We start from the raw sequence: 24,355 nt of genomic DNA on the forward strand, positions 1-24,355 counted from the left end.
GATGAATCATTGACAGCGCTCAATGGCATCCTCTTTTTAAAAAAGGAGAGAAACAAATGCAGTTGACAAAAAAAAGGTTTAAGAACGATATGCGGCAACGGTTGAAAGAGAAATATGCAATGGAGATTACGGATGCTTCTCCGCAAGAATTATTCACTGTGTTGGGCAGTGTGGTTCGGGGATTGTATTCAGATAATTGGCGACAAACTTGGAAAAATTATTTAACGGAAGAGAAAAAGCAGGTTTATTATTTCTCTATCGAATTTTTACCGGGAAAAATGCTGAAAAGTAATTTATTAAATCTAGGGATTCTTCCGCTGGTGCGGGAAGGGTTGGCAGAGATGGGAATTGATTTAGAAGAATTAGCCAATGTAGAAAAGGATATGGCCTTGGGAAATGGCGGACTGGGACGTCTGGCATCGTGTTTTATGGATGCCATTGCATCTAGTGGTTTGCCGGGCAACGGCAATGGCATCCGCTATGATTACGGATTGTTCAAACAGCGATTTGTGGATGGGTATCAGGTTGAATTGCCGGATGAATGGCTCAGAAGCGGAAATGTTTGGGAAGTTCGCAAAGAAAGTAAAGCTGTGGATGTTCGTTTTTCTGGAGAAGTTTATATGGTACCGGACGAGTCAGGAAAATTAAAACCGTTTTATAAGAACCAACGAATCTTGCGGGCGGTTCCCTACGATACGGCGATGATTGGGTATCAAAACGATGTAGTGAATACCATGCGTTTGTGGGGGGTAGAGATTCCAACTTCAGAAGAAGCAAAATATACAAGCATTCAAGATCGACGGGAGTTTGAGGATTTGACCGCAGTGCTTTACCCGGATGATTCAAATGAACGAGGGCGAATGGTTCGTTTGGCTCAGGAGTATTTTTTTGTTTCCGCTGGGGTGCAAAGTATTTTACGGTATTTTTTAAAATTAAAAAAACCATTGGATTGCTTAAGTGAATTTGTTGCGATCCACATCAATGATACCCATCCGGCATTGTGTATTCCAGAAATGATGCGGTTATTGTTGGACGAGCAGGGGCTGCAATGGGAACAGGCGTGGGAGATCACCGTCAAAGTGATGAGCTATACCAACCACACCATCATGGCAGAAGCCTTGGAAAAATGGCCGATTGACTTGATGAAATCACTGCTGCCACGGATGTATCAAATTATTGAAGAAATCGATCGTCGTTTTGTGGAGAAAAAGCAATTGGCTTATGATGATTCGTTGATTCAACGGACACGGATTATTCAAAACGGACAAGTCCACATGGCACATTTAGCAATTATTGGCAGTCACAGCACAAACGGTGTGGCCAAACTGCATTCAGAATTATTAAAAAGTGTAGTATTACATGATTTTTATGGGATTTATCCTGATCGTTTCAATAATAAAACCAATGGCATCGCGCAGCGTCGTTGGTCACAACTGGCAAATGAGCCGCTTTCAGCAGTCTTGGATAAAAAAATCAAAACTTCTTGGCGTAAAAATCCTGAAGATCTGCGTTTGCTATTGAATTATTTAGAGGATGAAGAAACGTTGAAAGAGTTGGCGGCTGCGAAACAGGAAAATAAAATTCGATTAGCGGATTATATTTATGAAACAACCGGCATCCAAGTAGATCCAACGGCTATTTTCGATGTACAGATCAAACGGCTCCATGCCTATAAACGACAATTGTTGAATTTATTGCATATTTTGAAGCTTTATTTTGAATTAAAAGAAAATCCTGAATTGGCGATTCCTTCACGTGTCTTTATTTTTGGGGCGAAAGCCGCACCGAGTTACAGCTACGCAAAAGCGATTATTAAAGTAATCAACGAGGTTGGGAATCTGATAAACAACGATCCGACGATTGCCGGTCGATTGAAAATTGTCTTTTTAGAAAATTATAATGTTACTTTAGCGGAACGAATCATTCCTGCGGCAGATGTCAGTGAACAAATTTCTTTGGCATCTAAGGAAGCATCGGGAACTAGCAATATGAAATTGATGTTAAATGGTGCCATTACAGTTGCAACTTTAGATGGTGCCAATGTAGAAATTCGGGATGCGGTTGGAGAAGAAAATATCGTTATTTTTGGTTTGACGGAAAAAGAAGTCTATGCCTATTACGAAAACCGTGATTACTCAGCAAAAGCACTGTATGATGAATCGCCCATGCTGCAAAAAATCTTGAATGCGTTGATTGATGGAAGTATTCCTAATATCGATTTTGAAGGACAGGAAATTTTTGATTCTTTGCTGAAATACAATGACGAATATTTCTTGCTGCGGGATTTTGAGGCTTATTGTCACGCACAGGAAACCATCAATCAGTGGTATCAGGATCAAACTTTGTGGCAACGAAAAAGCTTGATCAATATCGCCAATGCGGGTCGTTTTTCAGCAGATGAGACGGTTCAACGATACGCAGAGGATATTTGGCAGATAAATCCAACAAAAAGTGGTGGAGAAAACGCATGAAACAGATTTATTATGACCCTTGGCAGATTCAGCACAAAGATCCTTTTGGTGCGGTAGTGGAAAAAGCCTTTGTCAAATTTTCTTTAACAATCAAGGAACCCAACGTTGAAGCAGCTTTTTTGGTTATCCATAAAGATTATCACGCTGCCCATCGTATTCAACTTGAAAATTTTGGCTCTCCGGAATATCAATACGAGTTTTTTTTTCAACGAAGGAAAAGGGTTGTATTTCTATCATTTTGAGATTCAGTTTCAAGGAGAAGATCTACTGTATTACGGTAAAAATACAGCCGGAGAAAGCTGTTGTGTGAAAGAGGCATCAGCGATTTCTGACTATCAAGTGACTTGTTATGTGGAAGATAAAGCCCCTAAATGGTACCGAGAAGCGATTTTTTATCAAATTTTCCCTGATCGTTTTTTTAATGGAAATCCGAATCAGCAAGTCAATGCACCGAAACCAAATTCTTTTTTATACGGAACAACAAAGGATGCTCCGTTGTACGTGAAGGATGAGGAAGGAGAAATTTTACGGTGGGATTTTTTCGGGGGAAATCTGCAAGGAATCATTGAAAAACTTCCTTATCTTAAAAAAATGGGAATTACCGGGCTGTATCTTAATCCGATTTTTGAAGCCCGTAGCAACCATCGCTATGATACGGGCGATTATCTGAAAATCGACAGTATGCTGGGAACCGAGGAAGAATTTGTTCAGTTGATTAATACATTGCGCAAAAACAACATGCATCTGGTGCTAGATGGCGTATTCAGTCATGTGGGGAAAAACAGCCGCTATTTCAATTTTGATGGGGCATACGGTGAAAAAGAAGGTGCCTATCAGTCAACTGCGAGTCCTTATTTTTCCTGGTTCAAGTTTGATTCATACCCAGAAAAATACAAGTCTTGGTGGGGAATCACTGACTTACCGGAAATTGATAAAACAAATCTTGATTTTCAGCAATTTATTTATGGTGAAAATGGCGTGTTAGATAAGTGGAATCGTTTGGGCGTTGACGGTTGGCGGCTAGATGTCGCCGATGAATTGCCGGAAACATTTATTCGTGGGATTCGAAAAAATTTAGAAAAATATGAGGAACGTCTTTTAATCGGTGAAGTTTGGGAGGATGCCTCAAATAAGATTTCCTATGGTCAGCGAAGAGAATATGCTTTGGGAAATCATTTGCAGGGAGTGATGAACTATCCGCTGCGGGCAGCAATGCTCAATTTTTTGAAGGGAAAGAGTTCTCCCCAACAAACAGCTGAAGCCGTGACGCAATTACAGGAAAATTATCCGCCAGACTTTTTTTATCAGGCGTTGAATAACCTTGGAACCCATGACACGGTGCGACTGCTTACAGAATTAGAAAACGATAAACAAAAAGTTTCACTGGCTTTTGCTCTACTGGTGTTTTTTCCGGGAATTCCTTGTATTTATTATGGAGATGAAGCGGGATTGACTGGGGGAACCGATCCAGAAAATCGCAAATTTTTCCCTTGGGAGGAAATCGATACGAGTTGTTATGAAAGTTGTTATAAATGGCTTCAGCTGCGAAAGGAAACCCCTTTGTTGTCTCAGGGGGGATTACAGGTGTTGTTTTGTCATAATTTGCTGCTGATTCTCCGATTTGATACTGCTGACTATCTTTTGTTGGTGGTCAATCCAACTGAATTCGATCAATCCATCCATGTGAATGAACTGAAAACGACCCGGACGTTGCCTTTTTCGCTTTCACAATTACAGGCTATTGATCATCAACTTATTGTCAGTAAGACGGCGCAAATCTTTTCAGGAAGTTTCTAGCAAAGTAAATGGCAACGGACTTTTTTTGTGGTATGATGGAGAAAAGTCTGACAAAAGGATGAACAAGGATGGGCAATTTTTTAGAAATCAAACGCAAACATTACCGCTTTCCAGCATATTCAGATGAGGAAGGGGTCAAAATACAACGGGAAAACAAACGGCAGCTTTCTAAGACGGATGATTGGATTTTAACCAAAATTCCAGATAATCATGAGAGCAATCGTGGCTATCAGTCTTCGCAAAGTGACTATCCAGAGGTTCATAATCCAGATCGAACATTGCGACGGTCACGAAAAATGACAGCTGAAAAACAAGGGCATTCTGTTCGTCAGCAAGAAGAGTTAAAGAAGCATCGGGAAAATTTACCGGATTATGGGAAAAAGCAAGCACCTGAACCTAGTTTGACTGGTAAAACCTCTCTGTTTGGAGAGGACCATCGCCGATCCACGTACAAAGTTAAAACTAAACCGCAGGAAAAAATGGAAAGCACCGTGAAGCGAGAATATTCTGGACGCTCCTATTTTGTACCGAAATATATTCCGGCTTCGATTATTCCTGATCAAAAGCAAAGTGATGTTCCAGAAGACGAATTGTTTCAGTCGATGAATAAATCGCGCGAGAGCTATTTGCTTTTTGATACAGAACCGACAGCTTATCAGGAAAAAAATGATTTGGACCCCAGCGTGCGAAAATTCAACCATTCTGAGGTGACCATGACCCGTGGACAATACCGCCGAACTTCCAAAGAAGAGAAAAAACGTTCTGTTTTGGATCGCTCACTAAAAGGATTGATCGAGGATGGAGAACAAGAATTGGGTCGCAGCGGCTATTTCAAATAGATATGAGTAAAAAGCCCGCGAATTTTCGCGGGCTTTTTAAACGACAATTTTATTGTCTTCTTCTCGAATACCATAAATTTTTTTAGTAGTCGTTCCATCCCAAAACAACAGCTGCCGTCGCTTATTTTTCATTAAGGTTAGTAGCAATTCTTTCATAGAAAGAGGGGCTTTTCCTTTTTCAGAAAAGAAAATCAGTTGCCCCTCTTGGTCTATTTTGATCGTGGTAAAGGGAATCACGTTTTTTTTCATAAAATAAATCCCAATGTAATCCTCATTTTTGGGATTTAAAGACAGTGTCGTCAATAATTCACTGGCTCGCATAAGCGCCTCCTGCTAGTTAATTTTTTGCTTTTCCATATAAAAAATAGCGGGGAACCTTCTTTTTGTAGGTGAGGTAATCTAAGCCAAAGGTCTCTTCACACCAACGTTCTTCCGATAAGATAATCCAGTGGGCGGCAAATTGAAAGAGAAGTAACGAAAAAAACAAAACCCACGAACGAGTGAGAAAAACACAGCCAAGAAAATAAATAAAGTACCCAAGATACATTGGATTACGGGAAAGACGAAACAACCCGGTTGTTATTAACTGCTTTTTTTCTGCAAAGGTGATTGTTGCCATGAGTAATAAGAGACAGCCTAATACATAAGTAGATAATCCGACAAAACTGACCCAGTCATCCAAATGAATGGTTAAAAAGAAGAGATAAATAAAAATAAAGAGCGTAGCCAGCTGATAAAGAAGATAAAAGATTTCTTCAAGTCCCTTCATCGGAGGAAAGAAAGCCGCTCGCTTTAAGGCATCTTTGTTCAATAAGCCCAAGAGTATAAACCGAATAAATAAAAGTGGTATCAGTAGAAGTCCCGCATTCATCGTCATTCCTCCCAATCTTTCTTTTATCTTATCATAGCTTGCTGCGGAATGCAGATATCCAAGCTGCAAGAGAAAGCCGGTACTCTAGGAAAAGAAACGAGTTTTAATGAAAATCATCTCAAAAAACAATGGTTATTGCTTGCAATAATCGAACAACTTTTATACTATTGAGTAGTCAACAGACATCACTTTTAAAAAGAGTAACAGATAGCGAAGTCTTGGGGAAGAATCTTCTGCTTAAATCTGTTACTCTTACTTTGTTATTTTATCATTTTTTTATTTTGGTGGAAAGCAAAAAGGTATAGATGTGCTGTTATCAAATTAGTTATTTTCTACGGTATGAATGAAAACATAAAGAGAAAGAAACGTTCTACTTTAAAAAAGTATGCGGCCGAGAAGACTCGAACTTCCACGGGATTTCTCCCACTGCCCCCTCAAGGCAGCGCGTCTGCCATTCCGCCACGACCGCAAGTTTTGCAACAATAGTATCATATCAAGATTATTTTTTTTGTCAAGAGGTGTTTTTTTTGGATGGAAAAAAATTTGACGGCACGTTTGCCGGGTTAGGAATAGTTGTTGGAATCTTAATTGGTCTGGCAAAAGAAAATTTGATGTTTGGCTTGTTTTTAGGGGTAATTATCGGGATTGCCATGGACTGGCTAGCTAATCTGATAACGATGTATCAAAAGGATGAATAAAAGTAAAACTTTTTTGAAAAGAAGAATCGAAGGATTGTAATTTTGGCTTTCTTCAATTACTGTTATAAGAAATACCATTGCTGAAGGAGACAACCGATAAGATGAAAAATTTTGCAAAATCAAATAAGCTTGAAGGCGTCAGCTATGATGTTCGAGGACCGGTTTTGGAAGAAGCAGAACGAATGCAGGAGGAAGGAATCAGTATTTTAAAGCTGAATACTGGAAATCCGGCTCCTTTTGGGTTTGAGGCACCGAATGAAATCATTCGAGATTTGATTATGAACGTCCGTGATTCAGAAGGCTATTCAGATTCGAAAGGAATTTTTGCTGCCCGCAAAGCAATCGAGCAATATTGTCAGTTAAAGAAATTTCCTAATGTCACTATCAATGATATTTATACTGGAAACGGCGTCAGTGAATTGATTACCCTGTGTATGCAGGGGTTGTGTAACAACGGCGATGAAATTCTTGTACCTGCTCCAGATTACCCATTGTGGACCGCTTCTGTTTCTTTAGCTGGAGGAAAACCGGTTCATTATATTTGTGATGAACAAAGTGAATGGTATCCAGATCTTGCCGATATTCGTTCGAAGGTCACGGATAAAACGAAAGCAATCATTATTATCAATCCCAATAATCCTACAGGAGCATTGTATCCAAAAGAAATTTTGGAAGGCATCGTGGAGATTGCCAGAGAAAATGATTTGATTATTTTTTCTGATGAAATCTATGATCGATTGGTGATGGATGGACGTCAACATATCCCAATTGCTACGTTAGCACCTGATCGTTTTGTCGTTACTTTGAATGGATTATCTAAATCTCATCGTGTAGCCGGTTTTCGAGTTGGCTGGATGGTGTTGAGCGGAAACAAAGCCCACGCAAAAGATTATATTGAAGGTTTGAATATGCTGTCTTCAATGCGCTTGTGCTCGAACGTTCTTTCCCAACAAATCATTCAAACGGCTCTAGGTGGGTATCAAAGTGTGGATGACTTGCTGTTGCCCGGGGGACGTATTTATGAGCAAAGGGAATATATTTACAAAGCAATCAATGATATTCCCGGTTTATCCGCGGTGAAACCGAAAGCAGCCTTTTATATTTTCCCGAAAATCGATACCAAAAGGTTTAATATTACGAATGATGAACAATTTGTTCTGGATTTCTTGCATCAGCATAAAATTTTGCTGGTTCATGGCGGCGGCTTCAACTGGGAAGCACCGGATCATTTTCGTCTCGTTTATTTACCAAAAATGGACGACTTAAAATGGACGACGGCTAAAATGCGAGAATTTTTAGCTACCTATCAACAAAAATAAGCAAAACAGCATTTTCCAACTGAGGACTTCTTTCGGCCCCTGTGTTGGAGAATGCTGTTTTTTATGTTAAATGATAAATTAATGAAATAAAAATCGTATTAGTAGACAAAAATAGGTCCCGTTTGTTATTTTGACAAATAAGAATACGAGAAAAAATAGCTACAAGAAGCAACCAGAAGAAGCAGCTATCGTTTTGTTAAGGTAATATCGGGGAAGGTTCACAATCTTTTTTGCTGACAATCAGCCGATTTGCAAATTTTTCTGTGATTTCTTCACAGGAAGGTTCAGCAACATTGATTAAAAAAGAATTTTCATATTCCTTTTCGATCCGGCCTTTAAATAATCGGTGCTTCCATTTAAACGTAACCAGCGCTTCACTCATGTAATCAACTCCTACTATATATTAATCGAAAAAAAATCATGATTTCTTGAGAGGGTAGTTAGTGTTCTTTTTGTATTATGTGATAAACTAAACAATAATGATAATGCGAATTAGCATATAAAAAAGGTGAGTTTTATGGCGGAAAAATTTTCATTTGGCGGGGTCATTCGGGAAATTCGCAAAGAGCGGCAGTTATCGCAAAAAATGCTTAGTCAGGATATCTGTTCTCAAAGCGTTTTGAGTCGTATCGAAAATAATGAAGAATTACCTAATGTTTTGGTGATGCAACAATTATGTGAACGTTTGAACGTGACTATTGATCAGGTTATGTTGTTTCATCGCTATGATATTCAAAAAAGCCAACAAATTTTAGAACAGATGGAATATCATTTTTTTCATAATGAGTATGAAAAATTAGAAGAGTTGTTGGAGCAGACCCATGTATTGAATCAACTGTATCTCGATACAGACCTTCAATTGTATTACTACTATGAAGGTAGTTGCAAATTTTATCTGCATCAGGACTATAATGGTGCCTTGCTGAGTCTTAAGCAGGGACTTTCATATACTTTTCAAGTGAATAAAATCCATATGTCAGCCAATGAGATCCAGTTGCTTAGTTGTATCGGTCGAGTGTACTCAGCTTTAGGGGATACAGCACAAGCACAAACCCATCTGGAAAAAAGCATGACTCTTTATGGAGGGTTGCCAGCGCAACGCCGCAATAATCGGTTGACAAAAATTTTCTTCAACTATGGCAGTTTTTTACTGGAACAAAAAGACTATCAGCAGGCGTTAACTTTTGTCAGTCAGGGAATCGAGCTGGCTCATGCGAAAAAAAGTTATTACTATCTGGGAGAACTCTTTCAGTTAAAAGCACAACTTTTAGAAGCCTCTCAGAATAGAGAAGCCGCAGCACAGTATTTTACTCGTTACCGACAAATGGAAGAAATAAATAAAATTTAAAATGGTGTAGACCTTTTCTTGACTTCTTTTGGCAATAGGAGTAGTTTTAAATTAGAAAATTAAAGGAGCGAGTGCAATGAAAACATTTATTTTTGCTGACAAGTTTTTCTTGAAATCTGGTGTAAAAGGACCCGGCTATTTAGAAATCACAGAAGGAAAATTTGGTGATTTTACTTCTGAATTGTCTGACAAGGACGCAAAAGTAATCGATCAAAGCGGAAAATGGATTGCCCCCGGCTTAGTGGATACACATATTCACGGTTTTATGAATCATGACGTGATGGATAACGATGCAGAAGGAATCAAAGCAATGAGTGAAGGCTTGCTTTCTTGTGGTGTAACTTCTTTCTTGCCTACAACTTTGACTTCCAGCAAGGAACGTTTGCGGGATGTAGCAGAAACTGTCGGCAAGGTGCATCAAGAGGTAACCGGAGCTAAAATTCAAGGTATTTATTTTGAAGGACCTTTCTTTACAGAAGAACATAAAGGTGCGCAAAATCCTTCTTATTTTGGTGATCCTGATTTGGCAACTTTCCATGAATGGCAAGAAGCTTCAGGCGGAATCATCAAAAAAATTGCTTTAGCACCTGAACGTAAGGGTGTGGCAGAATTTGTGGAACAAGTGACCAGCGAAGGTGTGGTGGTTTCTTTAGGACACAGTAATGCAACCTTAGAAGAAGCACAGCACGCTGTTGAAGCGGGAGCGAGTGTTTTCGTTCATGCCTACAATGGAATGCGGGGATTGAATCACCGTGAACCAGGTATGGTTGGGGCATTATTGTCATTGGAACATGTTTTTTCTGAATTGATTTGTGATGGTCATCATGTTCATCCTCAAGCGGCAGAAATTTTGATGGAAAAAGCTGGACATGATCATGTGGCATTGATTACCGACTGTATGATGGCCGGAGGAATGCCTGATGGACATTATATGTTGGGAGAATTTCCGGTGGTAGTAAAAGACGGTACCGCCCGTTTAGAATCTGGAAATCTTGCCGGCAGTATCTTGAGATTAAAGGAAGCTATCAAAAATGTTGTTGACTGGGGAATTGCAACACCAGAACAAGCAGTGATGATGGGCTCATTAGTACCAGCTATCAGTTGTAAAATTGACGATGCCTGTGGATCAATCGCAAAAAATCGTGCTGCAGACTTTATCGTTTTAAATCCAGATATGACGTTAGCCGCAACATATCTTGACGGAGTAGAACGTTACCACGCATAAAAACAAATCAGACCGAACCGACTAGTTTCTGTTTTACGACAGAAATTAGTCGGTTTTTTTTTGAAGAAATCCTTTTCTTTCCTAAAAGATAGCCGCGGTTTTCTTTCTGAATTATGGTACACTAGAAGGGAAATAACTAAAGGAGCAGGATACGATGAGCTATATTGATGTCATTAATGAAGTAAAAAAATATCAAATGGGCGACACAACGATTATGGCAAATGATGGAATCACTTTTCCCGTTGAAAAAGGAGAAATCGCAGTTATCTTAGGTCCGAGTGGGGCGGGGAAATCCACCGTCTTAAATATACTTGGCGGCATGGACACCTGTGACAGTGGTCAAGTGGTGATCGATGGAGTGGATATTGCTGGATTTAACGCAAAACAATTAACGGAATATCGCCGTTACGATGTCGGTTTTGTTTTTCAATTTTATAATTTGGTTCCGAATTTGACTGCGAAAGAAAATGTAGAGTTAGCGTCACAAATTGTGAACGATGCCATGGATGCGGAAGAAGTTTTACTACAGGTCGGTCTAGGTAAACGGATGAATAATTTTCCGGCCCAGCTTTCTGGTGGAGAACAACAACGGGTGACGATTGCCCGGGCTTTAGCAAAAAAACCGAAACTTTTGTTGTGTGATGAACCGACAGGAGCGCTGGATTATGAAACAGGAAAACAAATTTTACAGATTTTGCAGGACACGGCTCGGAATATGGGAACGACGGTCTTAATCATTACCCATAATTCTCAGATTGCACCGATGGCTGACCGAGTGATCCGCATTAATGATGCAAAAGTTCGCAGCATTGAGGTCAATGAACAGCCGACACCGGTAGATGAAATAGAATGGTAGGAAGAGAATGAAGAAATCAGCGTTACTTAAAACAAGTCTCCGAGAAATCAAAAACTCTCCGGCACGCTTTTTTTCAATCTTAGGGATTATTTTTTTAGGCGTTGCTTTTTTTTCCGGCATCGGGGCAACAGGTCCGGATATGATTCAATCTGCAGAAGATTATTATCAGAAACAACGTTTGGCAGATGGGTCAGTCGCATCTACGTTGGGGGTTACTCAAAAAGATCTGGATCTGATTAAAGCTGATCCACAAGTTAAAAAAGCAGTACCGCAATATATGCTGGATTTAAATTTGACAAAAGCAAATCAGGTGGTTCGTTTATTTGGGTTGTCGGATACATTGAATGACTACCTCCTGACGAAGGGGCGTTTGCCAGAAAAATCTGGAGAAATTGCGCTGGACGCAATCACTGATTTACAAGGGGAATACAAAATCGGTGATACCTTTGAAATTGCTAAAGAGGATGATCCGCAAAATCAAGTGACCACCCACAAATTGAAAGTGGTTGGTTTTGTCCGTTCACCAGAATTTATTGAAAATGTGAAGCGGGGAAACACCAATGTTGGAACAGGCTCCGTTGATTATTTTGGTGTAGTCTCAGAAAAAGATCTGGCTTTAGATGTATATTCGCGCATTCTGGTTACTTTCAATAGCACGAAGGATGAGACAGCGTACACGAAAAGTTATGAAGAAAAGGTTGATAGGGCACTTGAAAAACTGGAAACTACGTTGGATGACCGACCAGAGGAACGATTAGCCGAGGTCAAAGAAACAGCGGCAGCGGAACTGGACAAGGTAAAAAAACAAATCACTGACGGGGAACAGGCGTTAGATGCTGCGGAAGAAAAATTGGTCCAAGCAAAAAAAGAACTGGATCTGGGAAAACAGACATTAGCAGAAAATGGAGCTCTATTGGCAAATGAAACCGCCCAAGCAGAACAAACCTTAGACACCAATGAAAAAGAACTTCTAGAAAAAGAAGCAGAATTAAATCAGCAGGCGCAGCAAATTGCCAGCCAGAAAGAACAATTGACCGCCGCAGAAGAAAAATTGGCAGAAGGACAGGAACAAACAGCAGAGGCAGAAAAGCAACAACAAGCATTGCAAAAAACAATCAGTGAAACGACCACTGGGGTGACGCAATACGAAACATTGTTAAACCAACTGCAACAAGCGGTCACGTTAAGCAAAGAAGAACTGGCAGCAACAATCGATGCCCAACAAGCCAATTGGTTATCCGTCTTGCGAAGCATTAAAAGCGACGCTGCAGTGATTGCACAGGCGGCCGCTTTAACACCGGAAACGGATGCGGCACAATTCCAAGAATTTGTTGCAGCAGTCAATAGTGAGAAGCAAAAAATAACCGCTCAACTTTCAACATTGCAAGCAGAAGCAGCCAAAATTGAACAAGCCCTCCAAGAAGCAACAACGGCGGCACAAACGTTGCAACAGCAAAAACAACAAATTCAGCAGGCGGAAGCGCAGATCCAAGCTGGTCGCAATCAGATTGACGCAGGAAAAACAGCGATTGCTGCTGGCCGTCAAGAGCTGGCAGAGCAGAAAGCTGCTGGAGAAGCGGAACTGGCAGAAGCTGATGAAAAATTAACAGAAGCTGAAACACAGTATCAGGATGGACTGGCAGAATTTCAAAAACAAACCAGCGAAAAAATGCCAAAACTTCAAGATGCAAAGTTACAATTAAAGAATGAGACTGCTCGCTTAGATAAGTTAGAACCAGCAGAATATCTTTTCTCTGACCGAGAGGACAATCCGGGGTATACGGAATATAAGCAAAATGCCGATCGAATTTCTTCTCTAGCAACTGTCTTTCCGATTATTTTCTTTTTGATTGCGGCTTTGGTCAGTTTGACAACCATGACCCGAATGATCGAGGAAAAACGATCAGAAATTGGGACGTTCAAAGCATTGGGCTATAAGAACCATGAAATTGCACTGAAATTTCTCTTTTATTCCTTGAGTGCAGGTCTGATTGGTTCCGTTCTTGGTTTAGCCTTAGGTTTTTATTTATTTCCAAGTATCATTATTAGTGCTTATGGGCAACTCTACAATATAGAAAAATTTGTTACACCGTGGTATCTGAATTATTCACTGATCGGTATCGGAGTCGGCTTAGTTTGTACAGTAGGCGTTGCACTATTGACGTTGCGGATCGACTTGTTGAGTGCGCCAGCCAGCTTATTGCGTCCTAAAGCTCCTAAAGCGGGGAAACGGGTATGGTTGGAAGCCATTCGTCCTCTTTGGAGACGGTTGAGTTTTACACAAAAAGTAACGATGCGTAATTTGTTCCGTTATAAACTGCGGATGTTAATGACGATTTTTGGCATTGCCGGCTGTACGTCGATGATTTTGACCGGTTTTGGTTTGAGAGATTCCATCAGCGACATCGTTCCGATTCAGTTTGAAAAAATTTGGCATTATCAAGGAATCGTCACCTTCAATGAAAATGTGACACCGACACAGCGGGAAAAGTATGAAAAAACCGTGGTGACGTTACCTGATTTCGATGATCGGTTGCCGATTTCTTCTGAGGTACTGATGCTTTCCGGAGAAGGTCAAACGCCACAAGATGTAACAGTTTATGTTCCTAAAAATCCTGATTCGGTAACGGATTTTATTTTATTCAACGATCGTAAAACGAATAAAAACCTGTCTTTGACTGACGACGGGGCAATCATTAATGAAAAATTAGCCAATTTATTCAATTTACAGATTGGAGACACCATCGATTTAAAATCAACAGATCATACGTATTCGATGAAGGTAGCGGCGATTGCTGAAAATTATACCGGACATTTCGCTTATGTAACACCCACCTATTATCAAAAAATATTTGAAGAAGCACCAACCTACAATACTGAATTTCTGACCTTCTCAACAACAGTTTCGACAAAGCAGGAGGAAAAAATTGCTGAAACCTTGATGGAAAATGACGGAATTATCAATGTTTCCTTCTTGTCGGATTCTTCCCATGCTTTGGACGATACTACCGAAACATTGAACATTGTTGTATGGGTGCTGATTATTTCTGCCGGGTTGTTGGCATTCATCGTCTTGTATAATTTGAACAATATCAATATCTCGGAGCGAATCAGAGAATTATCCACCATCAAGGTACTAGGTTTTTATGACAAAGAAGTGACCATGTACATTTATCGGGAAAATATTATTTTGACGATTTTAGGAATCTTGGCGGGATTATTCTTAGGAAAAATCGAACACGATTATGTTTTGAAGACAGTGGAACTGGATATGTTGATGTTTCCACCAACGATTCATTCTATCAGCTATCTTTATTCGAGTTTAATTACGATTTTCTTTACGGTTGTGGTAGGAATCGTTATCTACTTTAAACTCAAGAAGGTTGATATGATTGAGGCATTGAAATCAAATGAATGAGGACTAAAAAATTGGAAACAAACAAAGCCCCGAAAAAACGACCAACCGTTTTTTTGGGGCTTTATGTTAATTAGTGTTTATGATTTTTTGAACGTTCGATTTCTTTTTGAGTTTCTACTAGCATGATTTGTAGTTTTTCTTCCTTTCGTTTTAAAACCGCCAAATCTTCTGTGATTGCCTGTGCGGTTTCTGTTTCAGGTGGACGGATAACGAAATTAAGCGTAATGGCGATGAAGGTACCAATAAAGGTATCAATCACCCGCTGAATAGCAAACAGGGAGGATTCTCCTTGGGGAACACTCAACGAGATCAACAGCATGGTCGCAATGGCAGAAATAATACCGGAATTGTTTTTGATGCCGTCAGATACGATAATCACCACTGCCACAAAGAGGGGTAATACAAAAAGTTCTACAAGAAAATCATTGTGGAAATATTGCTTGATAAAAAAGAAAATAATCGCCATTATGCCGCCAATTGTATTGCCAAGAACGCGAGAACGTCCGAAAGAAACGGTGGTGGTTAGGTCTTGGCGTAAAGAGAAAACAGCAGAGAGTGCGGCAATCAAAGGTTGTCCTCGATCAAGAAAACGAAAAAGCAGAATACAGATCATGACGGATAGGGCGGTTTTCATGGTGCGCATACCAATTCTGAATCGTCCGAAGTACATAAAATTCTCCTTTTCCTTTATCATATCGAACTATCAAAATGATTGCCAGTTATAACTGTTTTCGTTACTATAGAAACAGTCGGAAAATCATCACGAATCAGGAGGGCTCGTTATAAAAATTGGATTAAGAACTATAAAAACAGCGGCAGCCGCTGCACTTGCAATGATTGTTGCTAACAGCCTTCACCTGCTTTACGCACCGGCAGCGGGGATTATCGCTGTTTTAAGTGTGGGTAATAGCAAACGGACATCCTTGATGACAGGACTCAATCGTCTCTTGTCTTTGCTGTTGGCAACAGCCATCGCCTTTATTTGTTTTCATGTGATTGGTTTCAATCCAGTTGCTTTTGGCATTTATTTGCTGCTGTTTATCAGTCTGTCAGTAAAATTTGGACTGGAAGACGGAATCGTCGTCAATTCTGTTTTGGTGACGCATTATCTCATCGAAGTCTCCTTTGCGCCACAGCTTTTATTGAATGAATTTTTGCTGATGACAATTGGTGTGGGCTTTGCCTTGCTGTTTAATTTAGCAATGCCGGACCTTCAAAAAAAATTAAAAGAAGATCAACTGGTCATCGAAGAACTGTTCCGCAAGCTTTTACGACAAATGGCTCTCCAATTAAATCAACAGGGAGAAACGAATTTGATTGAAAAGTGCCAAGGGCTGTTGGGCTTCATTTATGAGGCGCAAAAACGAGCAAAAATTGATCAGGAGAATCAATGGATCGATCCAGATGCGTATTTCAAAGAGTATTTTGCAATGCGGCGTACACAGCTGCGGGTATTAGGGGATATGATTGATTTATTGGATAAGATTTTTGTGGAGGAAGAATTTGTGGAAGATATCCGCCATTTATTGGAGCTGACAGCAAATGAATTTGCCGAAGCCAATGACGGTAAACAAATTTTGGCGGAAATCATGCAGGTCTATGAAAATTATCGAAAAAAACCATTGCCTCAAAGCAGAGAAGAATTTGAAAATCGGGCGATGCTGTTTCAATTTTTGCAATCCTTCACTAGTTTCATCGAAATAAAAGCCGAATTTGCTAAACAAGATGAAGGTTAAATTTCATTGAACAAAATCCGAACGCTATGTAAAAAAGGTCTCCTCGCAGAGTTTTGAGGAGTACTCTTTTTGTAGTGTTCGGATTTTTTTATTTAGATGGAAAAGGTGCTATTTGCTCCGCCATATTGTTTGCATCTGATCTAGAACTTGGATCACGTCTTGTGTCAAATGCAACGAATGGTTCGGTTGTCCTTCAATGGTTTGGATCATTGTATCGACTTCATAATTTAATGCGTTTTGTGAATTGCCGGATTCAATAAATTCTTTTGTACCATCTACATAAAAAATTTCTGCTTGGTCAGCACGAGGATAATCAGCAACCGTAATATAGCCGTTCTCAAAGGCTGCAACGCCGATTTTAGGCATTTTTGCTTGAAAGGTCAGTGTGACAGCCGCCATTTCATTGTGTTTGTTTCGTAAAATGGTGACAGATTGTTCGTCAACGCCGGTTTTAAATGGCAGCATATCACTCGCAACTACGGTTGGAGGTGCGGTCATAAATTGGCGGACAAAGGAGACAGCATAGGTCCCAATATCTAGCAATGCGCCACCCGCCAATTGGGGATTGAAAAAGCGATTTGTCGGATCTGGTTCTTTGTAACTGCCAAAAGGAGCTTGGATCATTTTTAATTTTCCAAGTTTTCCGGTTTGGATAATACGATTCAGTTCTTTGAAAAGAGGCATATTAAAAATTGTCATTGCTTCTTGTAAAATTACCTGATTATCTTTTGCAGTTTGAACCGCTTCATCCAATTCTGCTTGATTTAACGTGATCGCCTTTTCGCAGAGAACATGCTTGCCGGCTTTCAGCGCTTGCAGGATATGGGCATGGTGAAATTGATTTGGTACAGCAACATAAACACAGTCGATTGCCGGATCAGCCAGCATGGCTTCATACGAATCATAGGCCTGCTGAATAGTGTATTCTTTCGCAAACTCTTTTGCTTTTGACAAAGAACGAGAAGCAACACCATATAAAACACTTTGTTCCTGTGAAAAACCTGATGCAAATTGATGGGCGATTTCACCTAGTCCGATGATTCCCCAGTTGTATTTCTTCATTTCGTTTCTCTCCTTTTTTAAGATAAGTATAGCAGAAGTCGTGACAGACATAGATGGATTTATTTAAAAAAAGAGAAATATCCGAGTTTTTCAGGTGATTTTCTTCGGTAAATTCAGTAGAATTGACTTTGAGGAGGCGTTTTTTATGCATGAAGTTTATATCCAAATATTAATGAATACTATCCATGAACAATATGCGACGGAAAGAAATTTCTTTGAGGGCATTCTAGGGAGCGAAGAAGAGCAATGGGTAGCGTGGAAGGCGGGAAAAGCCAGCCTTAGCGCAGAACAAAATCAGAAAATAAAGAATCTTTTCAGTGATTACGAATGGATGCTGCTACAAAAGATTTTACGGCAAACCATTATTTTTCCTGAAAAAAGAAACAGCGCCATTAGTGAATACAAAAAAATGAAAACAAAAATTGCTCAAAAGTGGTTGCAGTCAGAGTTGGCTTCTGCGGAGATGATTCCCCATAGTGAAGAAAACAAAAACCAGCACTATCTTGATTTAAAGGTGACCCTCACGTATGATGAGTGGGGTTTTGATGACATATTGAATTTCCGTCTGCCTGCAGTTATTCAACAGCAGATTGAAAACGAGAAAGTCGCATTATTGGACTGGGTCAATCAAAATCTTGAAGACACCTACATGAGTGAGGAGTAACAGAAACAAAAGTGAGAGGATTTTTATTATTAAAAAAGTAGGAATAACTATACTATTCATTGCGGGAATCGTGGGAGCGACCGCTCTTTTCATGAGTCATGATGCCCCAGCGCCGAAAGCAAAGGTATCGCAAACGACTTCAGAAACAACTCCCGCAAAACAGACAACAGAAAGTTCAGCGGAGGCCTTGCCAGACGTTTCACCTACAGATTGGCAATTGGTTTTAGTCAGTCCAGAGCATAAAATCAGCAAAGAAGTTTCTGCCAATCAATTAGTAACTGTCGATGGCGGACAACAGATTGATCGGCGCATCCAGCAACCCTATGAAGAACTGGTAGCGGCGGCAAAAAAAGCCGGTATTCAGTTAAAACTGATTTCAGCTTTTCGCTCTGTCAGTGATCAGACTTCGGTTTTCAATACCCGAGTAGCACAATTGATGAGTCGAGAAAATTTATCTGAAGAGGCAGCGAAAAAAAGAGCAATGCAGACAATGACGGAGCCGGGATACAGTGAGCATCACACTGGTTTGGCCATCGATGTAGTAGATCAAGAGTGGTTGGCAAGTAATCCCAGCATGATTTTGGACGAAAGTTACAGTGAACACACCGGTGCGAAATGGTTACAGGAAAATGCAAGGAGATTTGGATTTATCGTGCGTTATCCTGATGGTAAGGAAGCAATCACCAAAATTACTTATGAACCATGGCATTTACGATATGTGGGAGAAGAAAGTGCGGAATATATTGAGGCACACCATATAACTTTCGAAGAATTTATTCGAGAATTAACGGAAAAGTAGGGGGAAAATGGCAGTAAGAAAATACAAATCAAGAAAGAAACAGAAAGTACGCTTACCTGCTATTTTAGCGGGTTTTCTGCTCATTGGACTGGCATTTGTTTTTTCAGTGAAGAGCTTAAGCAGTCCGTTGCAACCATTGCAGCAGTTGATAGATCAGCCGGAAGAAATGGACCGCCAAACTTTTATCGACACACTGGCCCCACATGCGCAAGAACTGCAAAAAGGGTATGGCATTTTACCGAGTATTATTTTAGGACAGGCGGGCTTGGAATCGAATTTTGGTGAAAGCACTTTGGCAAGCAAGTACAAAAATTTATTTGGTATCAAGGCATTTGGAGATCAAAAAAAGGTCAAATTGGAAACGAAAGAATTTGTTAATGAGCAGTGGATTACCATTAAAGGGGAATTCAAGGTCTATTCTTCTTGGGAGGAATCCATGGATGATCATACGATGCTTTTTGTTAATGGCGTGGATTGGGATCCTAAAAAATATGAGCCGGTTTTAGCGGCGAAAGATTACAAAGAAGCGGCGCAAGCCTTGCAGGAAGCAGGATATGCGACAGATCCAACATATGCTGATAAAATCATAAGTGTCATTGAAGAATATCAGTTGAACACGTACGACCAGTAGGAGAAAGGGAGTGGCACTATGACTGAGCAATTTGTTCCAAATATTACCACCGAACTGCGCAAGGACATCGTCAGAGTTCCTGATGTGATTCGCAAAGCCAGCGGAATTCATTTTTTTGGCAAGAAAATTCGTTCGATTATTTTTACAACAGATATTGCGATTATCCGCAATACGAATGCCGATGCTGTAATTGCGGTGTATCCCTTCACTCCTCATCCGGCAATCACGAAGAGCATTATCGAAGCGGCTGATATACCGGTTTTTTCTGGTGTTGGTGGTGGACTAACTCAGGGGCAGCGTTCTCAATATATGAGTATGTTTGCTGAAGCCCAAGGATCGATTGGTGTCGTTTTGAATGCACCTACACCAGTGGAAACAGTAGAACAAGTTTGTCAAATTGTAGATATTCCGGTGATTAGTACAGTCACGTCAAAATATACGCCCATTGATGAAAAAATTGCGGTAGGAATTAAGGTCATCAATATTAGTGCTGGAAAAGAAACTGCCGAAACAGTCCGACATTTTCGGAAACATTATCCAGAATTACCAATCATTGCCACTGGTGGTCCTACGGCAGAAAGTATTTTAGAGACGATTCAAGCGGGGGCTAATGCAATCACTTATACACCACCGTCAAATGGCGAACTATTCAGCCGAAAAATGGAACATTATCGAGATTTGGAAAAAAACGACAACGAATAAGAGAAAACTTTTTTAAAGATTAGGATTTTTTTATCTAGAAAAGGTTTTCATCCCTTGCGTTTTTAATTGTAGACAGGCATACTTTAGCCTATATTTAGATAAAAATTTAACTTATATATCGTCGTAATTGGTCGACAGTCTCTACCCGATACCGGAAATATCGGACTATAAGTAAAAAAAGTGCATTTAGCACCTTTTTTGCTTACCCGCAAAAAAGGTGTTTTTCTGTATTTAAAAAGAAGGAGCGAAAAAAATGAGAGAACTTATAGAACGAATTGAAAAAGATGGCCGGGTATTGGGAGAAGGCGTATTGAAAGTGGACAGCTTCGTGACCCATCAGGTTGATCCCGAACTAATGGAAAAAATCGGACACCGTTTTGCTGAAGTTTTTAGTGAAGCTGGGATTACAAAAGTTGTCACCATTGAGGCTTCTGGGATTGCTCCTGCGCTTTATGCAGCACAAGCGTTGAAGGTACCGATGGTTTTCGCCCGCAAATCTAAAAGTTTAACGATGGATGAAGAGCTGTTGACTTCTTCTGTGTACTCTTTTACCAAACAAGTGACCAGCACGATTTCGATTTCAAGAAAATTTTTATCAGATAAGGACAATGTTTTGATTATTGACGACTTTCTTGCAAATGGTCAGGCGGCAAAGGGATTGATTGAATTATGCCAACAAGCCGGTGCAAAAGTTGAAGGAATTGGCATTGTCATTGAAAAATCCTTCCAAGATGGACGCAAACTTTTAGAGGAAATGGGTTTAACTGTTGTTTCTCTAGCAAGAATTGCTTCATTATCAGAAGGAAAGGTGGAATTTATCAAGGAGGATGCTTAATTGAAACAAACACAAACAAAAGCAGCAGTATTGGGATTACAGCATTTATTGGCGATGTATGCCGGAGCAGTTGCCGTACCATTGTTGATCGGCACAGGATTGGGATTTAATGAATCACAAATGACCTATCTGATTTCCATTGATATTTTTATGTGCGGTATAGCTACTTTGTTGCAATTGACGGTGACGAAGTTTTTCGGTATTGGTTTGCCCGTCGTGTTGGGCTGTGCGATTCAAGCTGTTGCACCATTGATTTTGATTGGTACCAAAGCAGGTGTTGGAGCGATTTACGGCTCGATCATCGCTTCAGGAATTTTTGTTGTTTTGATTGCTGGATTTTTTTCAAAAATAAAGAAGCTCTTCCCACCATTAGTTACAGGAACCGTGATTACCGTTATTGGATTGACATTGATTCCGGTTGCCATCACTAAAATGGGGGGCGGGGATGCAACTGCAGAAACGTTTGGTTCTCGCAATAATTTGTTATTGGCTTTTGTGACGATCGTATTGATTATTGGTATCCAGATTTTTGCCAAAGGGTTTCTTCGTTCGATTTCTGTCTTGATTGGTCTGGTTGGTGGAACATTGCTTGCGTACATAATGGGTCTGGTTGACTTTTCAGCCATCGGACATGCACCGATTTTTCATATTCCGCAACCTTTCTATTTTGGTAAACCGACATTTGATATCTGGTCGATTTTACTAATGATTATTATTTCAATCGTGAGCATGGTGGAGTCGACAGGTGTTTACTTTGCGCTTGGAGATATCACTGGCAAAAGCATCAAAGAGGATGATTTAAAACGGGGATACCGCGCTGAAGGGTTGGCAGTGATTCTAGGTGGAATTTTTAATACATTTCCTTATACCGGTTTTTCACAAAATGTCGGTTTGGTTCAACTTTCGGGAATCAAAACGAAAAAGCCAATTTATTTCTCGGCGTTTTTCTTGATTGTTTTAGGACTGTTTCCAAAAATCGGTGCTCTTGCTCAAATTATCCCTGAAGCAGTTTTAGGCGGCGGCATGCTGGTGATGTTTGGTATGGTAGCCGTTCAGGGAATGCGTATGCTGTCGAAGGTTGATTTTGCCAATGATAAAAATTTACTGATTATTGCAGTGTCCTTAGGTTTTGGTTTGGGTTTCAACATGATGCCGCAATTATTCAGTGAGCTGCCAGAAACGGTTCAAATGTTTACTGGTAACGGCATTGTCATGAGTAGTTTGACAGCAATTCTTCTGAACTTGCTTTTCAATGGTCTAAAAACAGAGGAACCTGTTGAAGAATCATTGAAAGAAATCGAAGGTGTATAAGTTTTTAATGCAGAACGGAAAAGTTTTCGTTCTGTTTTTTTATTTTATTAATAATCCGAACGATTATCAATATTATTTAGATATTATTCGATTTTATTTTGACAGACAGTAGATACCCCGATACAATAAATGAGAAGTCTAAAGAAGGAGAAGGGACAATATGCAATCTTTAGTATCTGTTATTATGGGAAGTACCTCCGATTGGGAAACAATGCAACATGCCTGTGAACAACTGGAACTTTTAGAGATTCCATTTGAAAAAAAAGTTGTTTCCGCCCATCGCACACCAGATGAAATGTTTCGTTTTTCAGAAGAAGCCCGCCAACGAGGCATCAAAGTAATTATTGCTGGTGCAGGAGGGGCAGCTCATCTACCGGGGATGGTCGCAGCAAAAACAACGCTGCCTGTAATTGGCGTTCCAGTCCAATCACGAACATTAAATGGTTTGGATTCTTTATTATCCATTGTTCAAATGCCTGCCGGTGTTCCCGTTGCAACCACTGCCATCGGAAAAGCTGGTGCAATCAACGCTGGACTACTTGCGGCGCAAATGCTTTCCATGTATGATTTAGAAGTAGCTGAAAAGCTGGCAACATTGCGCAAAGAAATGCGTGAATCTGTAATGGAAAGTAGTGATCAACTTGGTTAAGCCGCTTATGCCTGGTGCCACGATTGGAATCGTTGGCGGAGGACAATTAGGGCGCATGATGACCCTAAGCGCAAAAAAAATGGGATTTCGGGTGGGGGTTTTAGATCCCACAGAAGATTGTCCAACAGCACAAGTCGCTGATTGGCATATCGTTGCTTCCTATGAGGATGTATTTGCGTTGGAGGAATTAGCAAGACGCTGTGATGTCATCACCTATGAATTTGAAAATGTCAGTGTGGATGCGTTAAATGCCATTTTGCCATTAGCCTATGTCCCCCAAGGAACGGATCTTTTAGCAATCACTCAAGACCGATTATTGGAAAAATCTTTTTTGGAGTCAAATAATATTGTTATTGCCCCTTATGCAACGATTATTAGTCCCACAGATATCCAAGATGCAATCGACAGTATTGGCTATCCCTGTGTGCTAAAAACAACTCGGGGAGGATATGATGGCAAAGGGCAATACGTTCTTTATAGTACAGCCGATTTGGCCCCATCAATGAATTTATTAAGAGAAGGAACCTGTGAATTAGAAGCGTGGATTCCATTTGAAAAAGAACTGTCGGTTATGATTGCAGGTAATGGCAATGGACAATTCACCACATTTCCGGTAGTAGAAAATATCCATCGAAACAATATTCTACATGAAACCATTGCTCCGGCGCGTATTCAGCCGGAAGTTGCAGAAGAAGCCCAACGAATCGCCAAAGTTGTAGCGCAAGCATTGGATCTTCGTGGTGTATTGGCAATTGAAATGTTTTTGACGAAGTCTGGCGGCTTGTATGTAAATGAACTTGCTCCTCGTCCTCATAATTCGGGACATTATTCTATTGAGGCGTGCAACCTCAGCCAATTTGACGCCCATATCCGTGGAATTTGCGGTTGGCCATTGGGAGAAGCACGTTTGTTGACGGATGCGGTGATGATCAATGTGTTAGGAGAAGAATTAACGGATACCTATGATTTGATTGCAATGAAACCAGATTGGCAATTTCATTATTACGGAAAAAATGAAGCAAAGACTGGTCGAAAAATGGGACATATAACGATTCCCACGACAGATATTTATCAAACGCTAGAAGAAATTTATCAAACCAATATTTGGGACTAAAAAGGAGCAG

Annotated in this window: 24 protein-coding genes, 1 tRNA gene and 1 riboswitch; of the genes, 19 read left to right on the top strand and 6 right to left on the bottom strand. The window is 40.2% G+C overall.

What is annotated here, in order from left to right:
• Positions 1 to 62 precede the first annotated feature (62 nt).
• From FFM66_RS05605 to FFM66_RS05620, 4 genes are all read left to right on the top strand, one after another.
• On the top strand, positions 63 to 2,471 hold the full coding sequence (locus FFM66_RS05605; RefSeq protein WP_371851511.1) for a glycogen/starch/alpha-glucan phosphorylase: 2,409 nt from the start codon (positions 63 to 65) through the stop codon (positions 2,469 to 2,471).
• Positions 2,468 to 2,713, top strand: coding sequence for a hypothetical protein (locus tag FFM66_RS05610; RefSeq protein ID WP_137605269.1), 246 nt, complete (start codon positions 2,468 to 2,470; stop codon positions 2,711 to 2,713). Before FFM66_RS05605 ends, FFM66_RS05610 begins: the two co-directional genes overlap by 4 nt.
• Entirely contained in the window at positions 2,694 to 4,268 is a 1,575-nt protein-coding gene (locus tag FFM66_RS05615) for a glycoside hydrolase family 13 protein (protein ID WP_137605270.1), read from the top strand. The genes FFM66_RS05610 and FFM66_RS05615 overlap by 20 nt, the downstream gene beginning before the upstream one ends.
• Positions 4,269 to 4,336: 68 nt before the next feature.
• Entirely contained in the window at positions 4,337 to 5,107 is a 771-nt protein-coding gene (locus tag FFM66_RS05620) for a hypothetical protein (protein ID WP_137605271.1), read from the top strand.
• Between the two features lie 36 nt (positions 5,108 to 5,143).
• On the opposite strand, the gene FFM66_RS05625 is transcribed toward FFM66_RS05620, so the two are convergent.
• From FFM66_RS05625 to FFM66_RS05635, 3 genes are all read right to left on the bottom strand, one after another.
• The gene (locus FFM66_RS05625) at positions 5,144 to 5,428 is read right to left on the bottom strand and encodes a hypothetical protein (RefSeq protein WP_137605272.1); all 285 of its coding nucleotides are present in this window, start codon (positions 5,426 to 5,428) and stop codon (positions 5,144 to 5,146) included.
• A 16-nt stretch (positions 5,429 to 5,444) separates the two neighbouring features.
• Positions 5,445 to 5,978 (bottom strand): methyltransferase family protein, encoded by a 534-nt coding sequence (locus FFM66_RS05630; protein WP_048605056.1) that lies wholly within the window; start codon positions 5,976 to 5,978, stop codon positions 5,445 to 5,447.
• Positions 5,979 to 6,364: 386 nt separating this feature from the next.
• Positions 6,365 to 6,447 (bottom strand) — tRNA-Leu (locus tag FFM66_RS05635).
• Positions 6,448 to 6,505: 58 nt separating this feature from the next.
• On the opposite strand from FFM66_RS05635, the gene FFM66_RS11340 reads away from it, so the two are divergent.
• Both FFM66_RS11340 and FFM66_RS05640 read left to right on the top strand, forming a co-directional pair.
• On the top strand, positions 6,506 to 6,676 hold the full coding sequence (locus FFM66_RS11340; protein ID WP_171000801.1) for a hypothetical protein: 171 nt from the start codon (positions 6,506 to 6,508) through the stop codon (positions 6,674 to 6,676).
• 101 nt (positions 6,677 to 6,777) lie between these two features.
• On the top strand, positions 6,778 to 7,995 hold the full coding sequence (locus FFM66_RS05640; RefSeq protein WP_137605273.1) for a pyridoxal phosphate-dependent aminotransferase: 1,218 nt from the start codon (positions 6,778 to 6,780) through the stop codon (positions 7,993 to 7,995).
• Positions 7,996 to 8,191: 196 nt separating this feature from the next.
• Here the strand turns inward: FFM66_RS05640 and FFM66_RS05645 are convergent, their stop codons facing one another.
• Positions 8,192 to 8,377, bottom strand: a complete 186-nt coding sequence (locus FFM66_RS05645; protein ID WP_048605058.1) for a hypothetical protein — start codon at positions 8,375 to 8,377, stop codon at positions 8,192 to 8,194.
• A gap of 135 nt (positions 8,378 to 8,512) precedes the next feature.
• On the opposite strand from FFM66_RS05645, the gene FFM66_RS05650 reads away from it, so the two are divergent.
• From FFM66_RS05650 to FFM66_RS05665, 4 genes are all read left to right on the top strand, one after another.
• A complete protein-coding gene (locus FFM66_RS05650) occupies positions 8,513 to 9,343 on the top strand; it encodes a helix-turn-helix domain-containing protein (RefSeq protein ID WP_048605059.1) in 831 nt (276 codons plus the stop codon).
• A gap of 76 nt (positions 9,344 to 9,419) precedes the next feature.
• Positions 9,420 to 10,568: an N-acetylglucosamine-6-phosphate deacetylase gene (gene nagA, locus FFM66_RS05655; RefSeq protein ID WP_137605274.1), complete on the top strand. Its 1,149-nt coding sequence runs from the start codon at positions 9,420 to 9,422 to the stop codon at positions 10,566 to 10,568.
• Positions 10,569 to 10,722: 154 nt separating this feature from the next.
• A complete protein-coding gene (locus FFM66_RS05660; protein WP_048605061.1) occupies positions 10,723 to 11,424 on the top strand; it encodes an ABC transporter ATP-binding protein in 702 nt (233 codons plus the stop codon).
• Between the two features lie 7 nt (positions 11,425 to 11,431).
• Positions 11,432 to 14,842: an ABC transporter permease gene (locus tag FFM66_RS05665; protein WP_137605275.1), complete on the top strand. Its 3,411-nt coding sequence runs from the start codon at positions 11,432 to 11,434 to the stop codon at positions 14,840 to 14,842.
• 70 nt (positions 14,843 to 14,912) lie between these two features.
• Here FFM66_RS05665 and FFM66_RS05670 read toward each other — a convergent pair whose 3' ends face one another.
• The gene (locus tag FFM66_RS05670) at positions 14,913 to 15,512 is read right to left on the bottom strand and encodes an FUSC family protein (RefSeq protein ID WP_048605063.1); all 600 of its coding nucleotides are present in this window, start codon (positions 15,510 to 15,512) and stop codon (positions 14,913 to 14,915) included.
• Between the two features lie 112 nt (positions 15,513 to 15,624).
• On the opposite strand from FFM66_RS05670, the gene FFM66_RS05675 reads away from it, so the two are divergent.
• A complete protein-coding gene (locus tag FFM66_RS05675; protein ID WP_137605276.1) occupies positions 15,625 to 16,578 on the top strand; it encodes an aromatic acid exporter family protein in 954 nt (317 codons plus the stop codon).
• A 108-nt stretch (positions 16,579 to 16,686) separates the two neighbouring features.
• Here the strand turns inward: FFM66_RS05675 and FFM66_RS05680 are convergent, their stop codons facing one another.
• Positions 16,687 to 17,640, bottom strand: coding sequence for a Gfo/Idh/MocA family protein (locus FFM66_RS05680; protein WP_137605277.1), 954 nt, complete (start codon positions 17,638 to 17,640; stop codon positions 16,687 to 16,689).
• A 145-nt stretch (positions 17,641 to 17,785) separates the two neighbouring features.
• On the opposite strand from FFM66_RS05680, the gene FFM66_RS05685 reads away from it, so the two are divergent.
• The 8 genes from FFM66_RS05685 to purK all read left to right on the top strand — a co-directional run bounded on the left by FFM66_RS05685 (position 17,786) and on the right by purK (position 24,345).
• The gene (locus FFM66_RS05685; protein ID WP_048605066.1) at positions 17,786 to 18,304 is read left to right on the top strand and encodes a hypothetical protein; all 519 of its coding nucleotides are present in this window, start codon (positions 17,786 to 17,788) and stop codon (positions 18,302 to 18,304) included.
• A 91-nt stretch (positions 18,305 to 18,395) separates the two neighbouring features.
• Positions 18,396 to 19,103 carry a M15 family metallopeptidase gene (locus FFM66_RS05690; RefSeq protein WP_082147290.1) on the top strand — a complete coding sequence of 236 codons (708 nt, stop codon included), beginning with the start codon at positions 18,396 to 18,398 and terminating at the stop codon, positions 19,101 to 19,103.
• Positions 19,104 to 19,110: 7 nt separating this feature from the next.
• Positions 19,111 to 19,734: a glycoside hydrolase family 73 protein gene (locus FFM66_RS05695; protein ID WP_048605067.1), complete on the top strand. Its 624-nt coding sequence runs from the start codon at positions 19,111 to 19,113 to the stop codon at positions 19,732 to 19,734.
• Between the two features lie 18 nt (positions 19,735 to 19,752).
• Positions 19,753 to 20,436: a beta/alpha barrel domain-containing protein gene (locus FFM66_RS05700; protein WP_048605068.1), complete on the top strand. Its 684-nt coding sequence runs from the start codon at positions 19,753 to 19,755 to the stop codon at positions 20,434 to 20,436.
• A 91-nt stretch (positions 20,437 to 20,527) separates the two neighbouring features.
• A riboswitch (purine riboswitch) is annotated at positions 20,528 to 20,624 on the top strand.
• A 65-nt stretch (positions 20,625 to 20,689) separates the two neighbouring features.
• Positions 20,690 to 21,271, top strand: coding sequence for a xanthine phosphoribosyltransferase (locus tag FFM66_RS05705; protein WP_048605069.1), 582 nt, complete (start codon positions 20,690 to 20,692; stop codon positions 21,269 to 21,271).
• A complete protein-coding gene (locus FFM66_RS05710) occupies positions 21,272 to 22,582 on the top strand; it encodes a nucleobase:cation symporter-2 family protein (protein ID WP_082147282.1) in 1,311 nt (436 codons plus the stop codon).
• 160 nt (positions 22,583 to 22,742) lie between these two features.
• Positions 22,743 to 23,231: a 5-(carboxyamino)imidazole ribonucleotide mutase gene (purE, locus tag FFM66_RS05715; protein WP_137605278.1), complete on the top strand. Its 489-nt coding sequence runs from the start codon at positions 22,743 to 22,745 to the stop codon at positions 23,229 to 23,231.
• On the top strand, positions 23,224 to 24,345 hold the full coding sequence (gene purK, locus FFM66_RS05720) for a 5-(carboxyamino)imidazole ribonucleotide synthase (RefSeq protein WP_171000802.1): 1,122 nt from the start codon (positions 23,224 to 23,226) through the stop codon (positions 24,343 to 24,345). The genes purE and purK overlap by 8 nt, the downstream gene beginning before the upstream one ends.
• The last annotated feature ends 10 nt before the right edge of the window (positions 24,346 to 24,355 follow it).

This window comes from Enterococcus songbeiensis, assembly GCF_005405265.1.
Taxonomy (GTDB): Bacteria; Bacillota; Bacilli; order Lactobacillales; family Enterococcaceae; genus Enterococcus_C; species Enterococcus_C songbeiensis.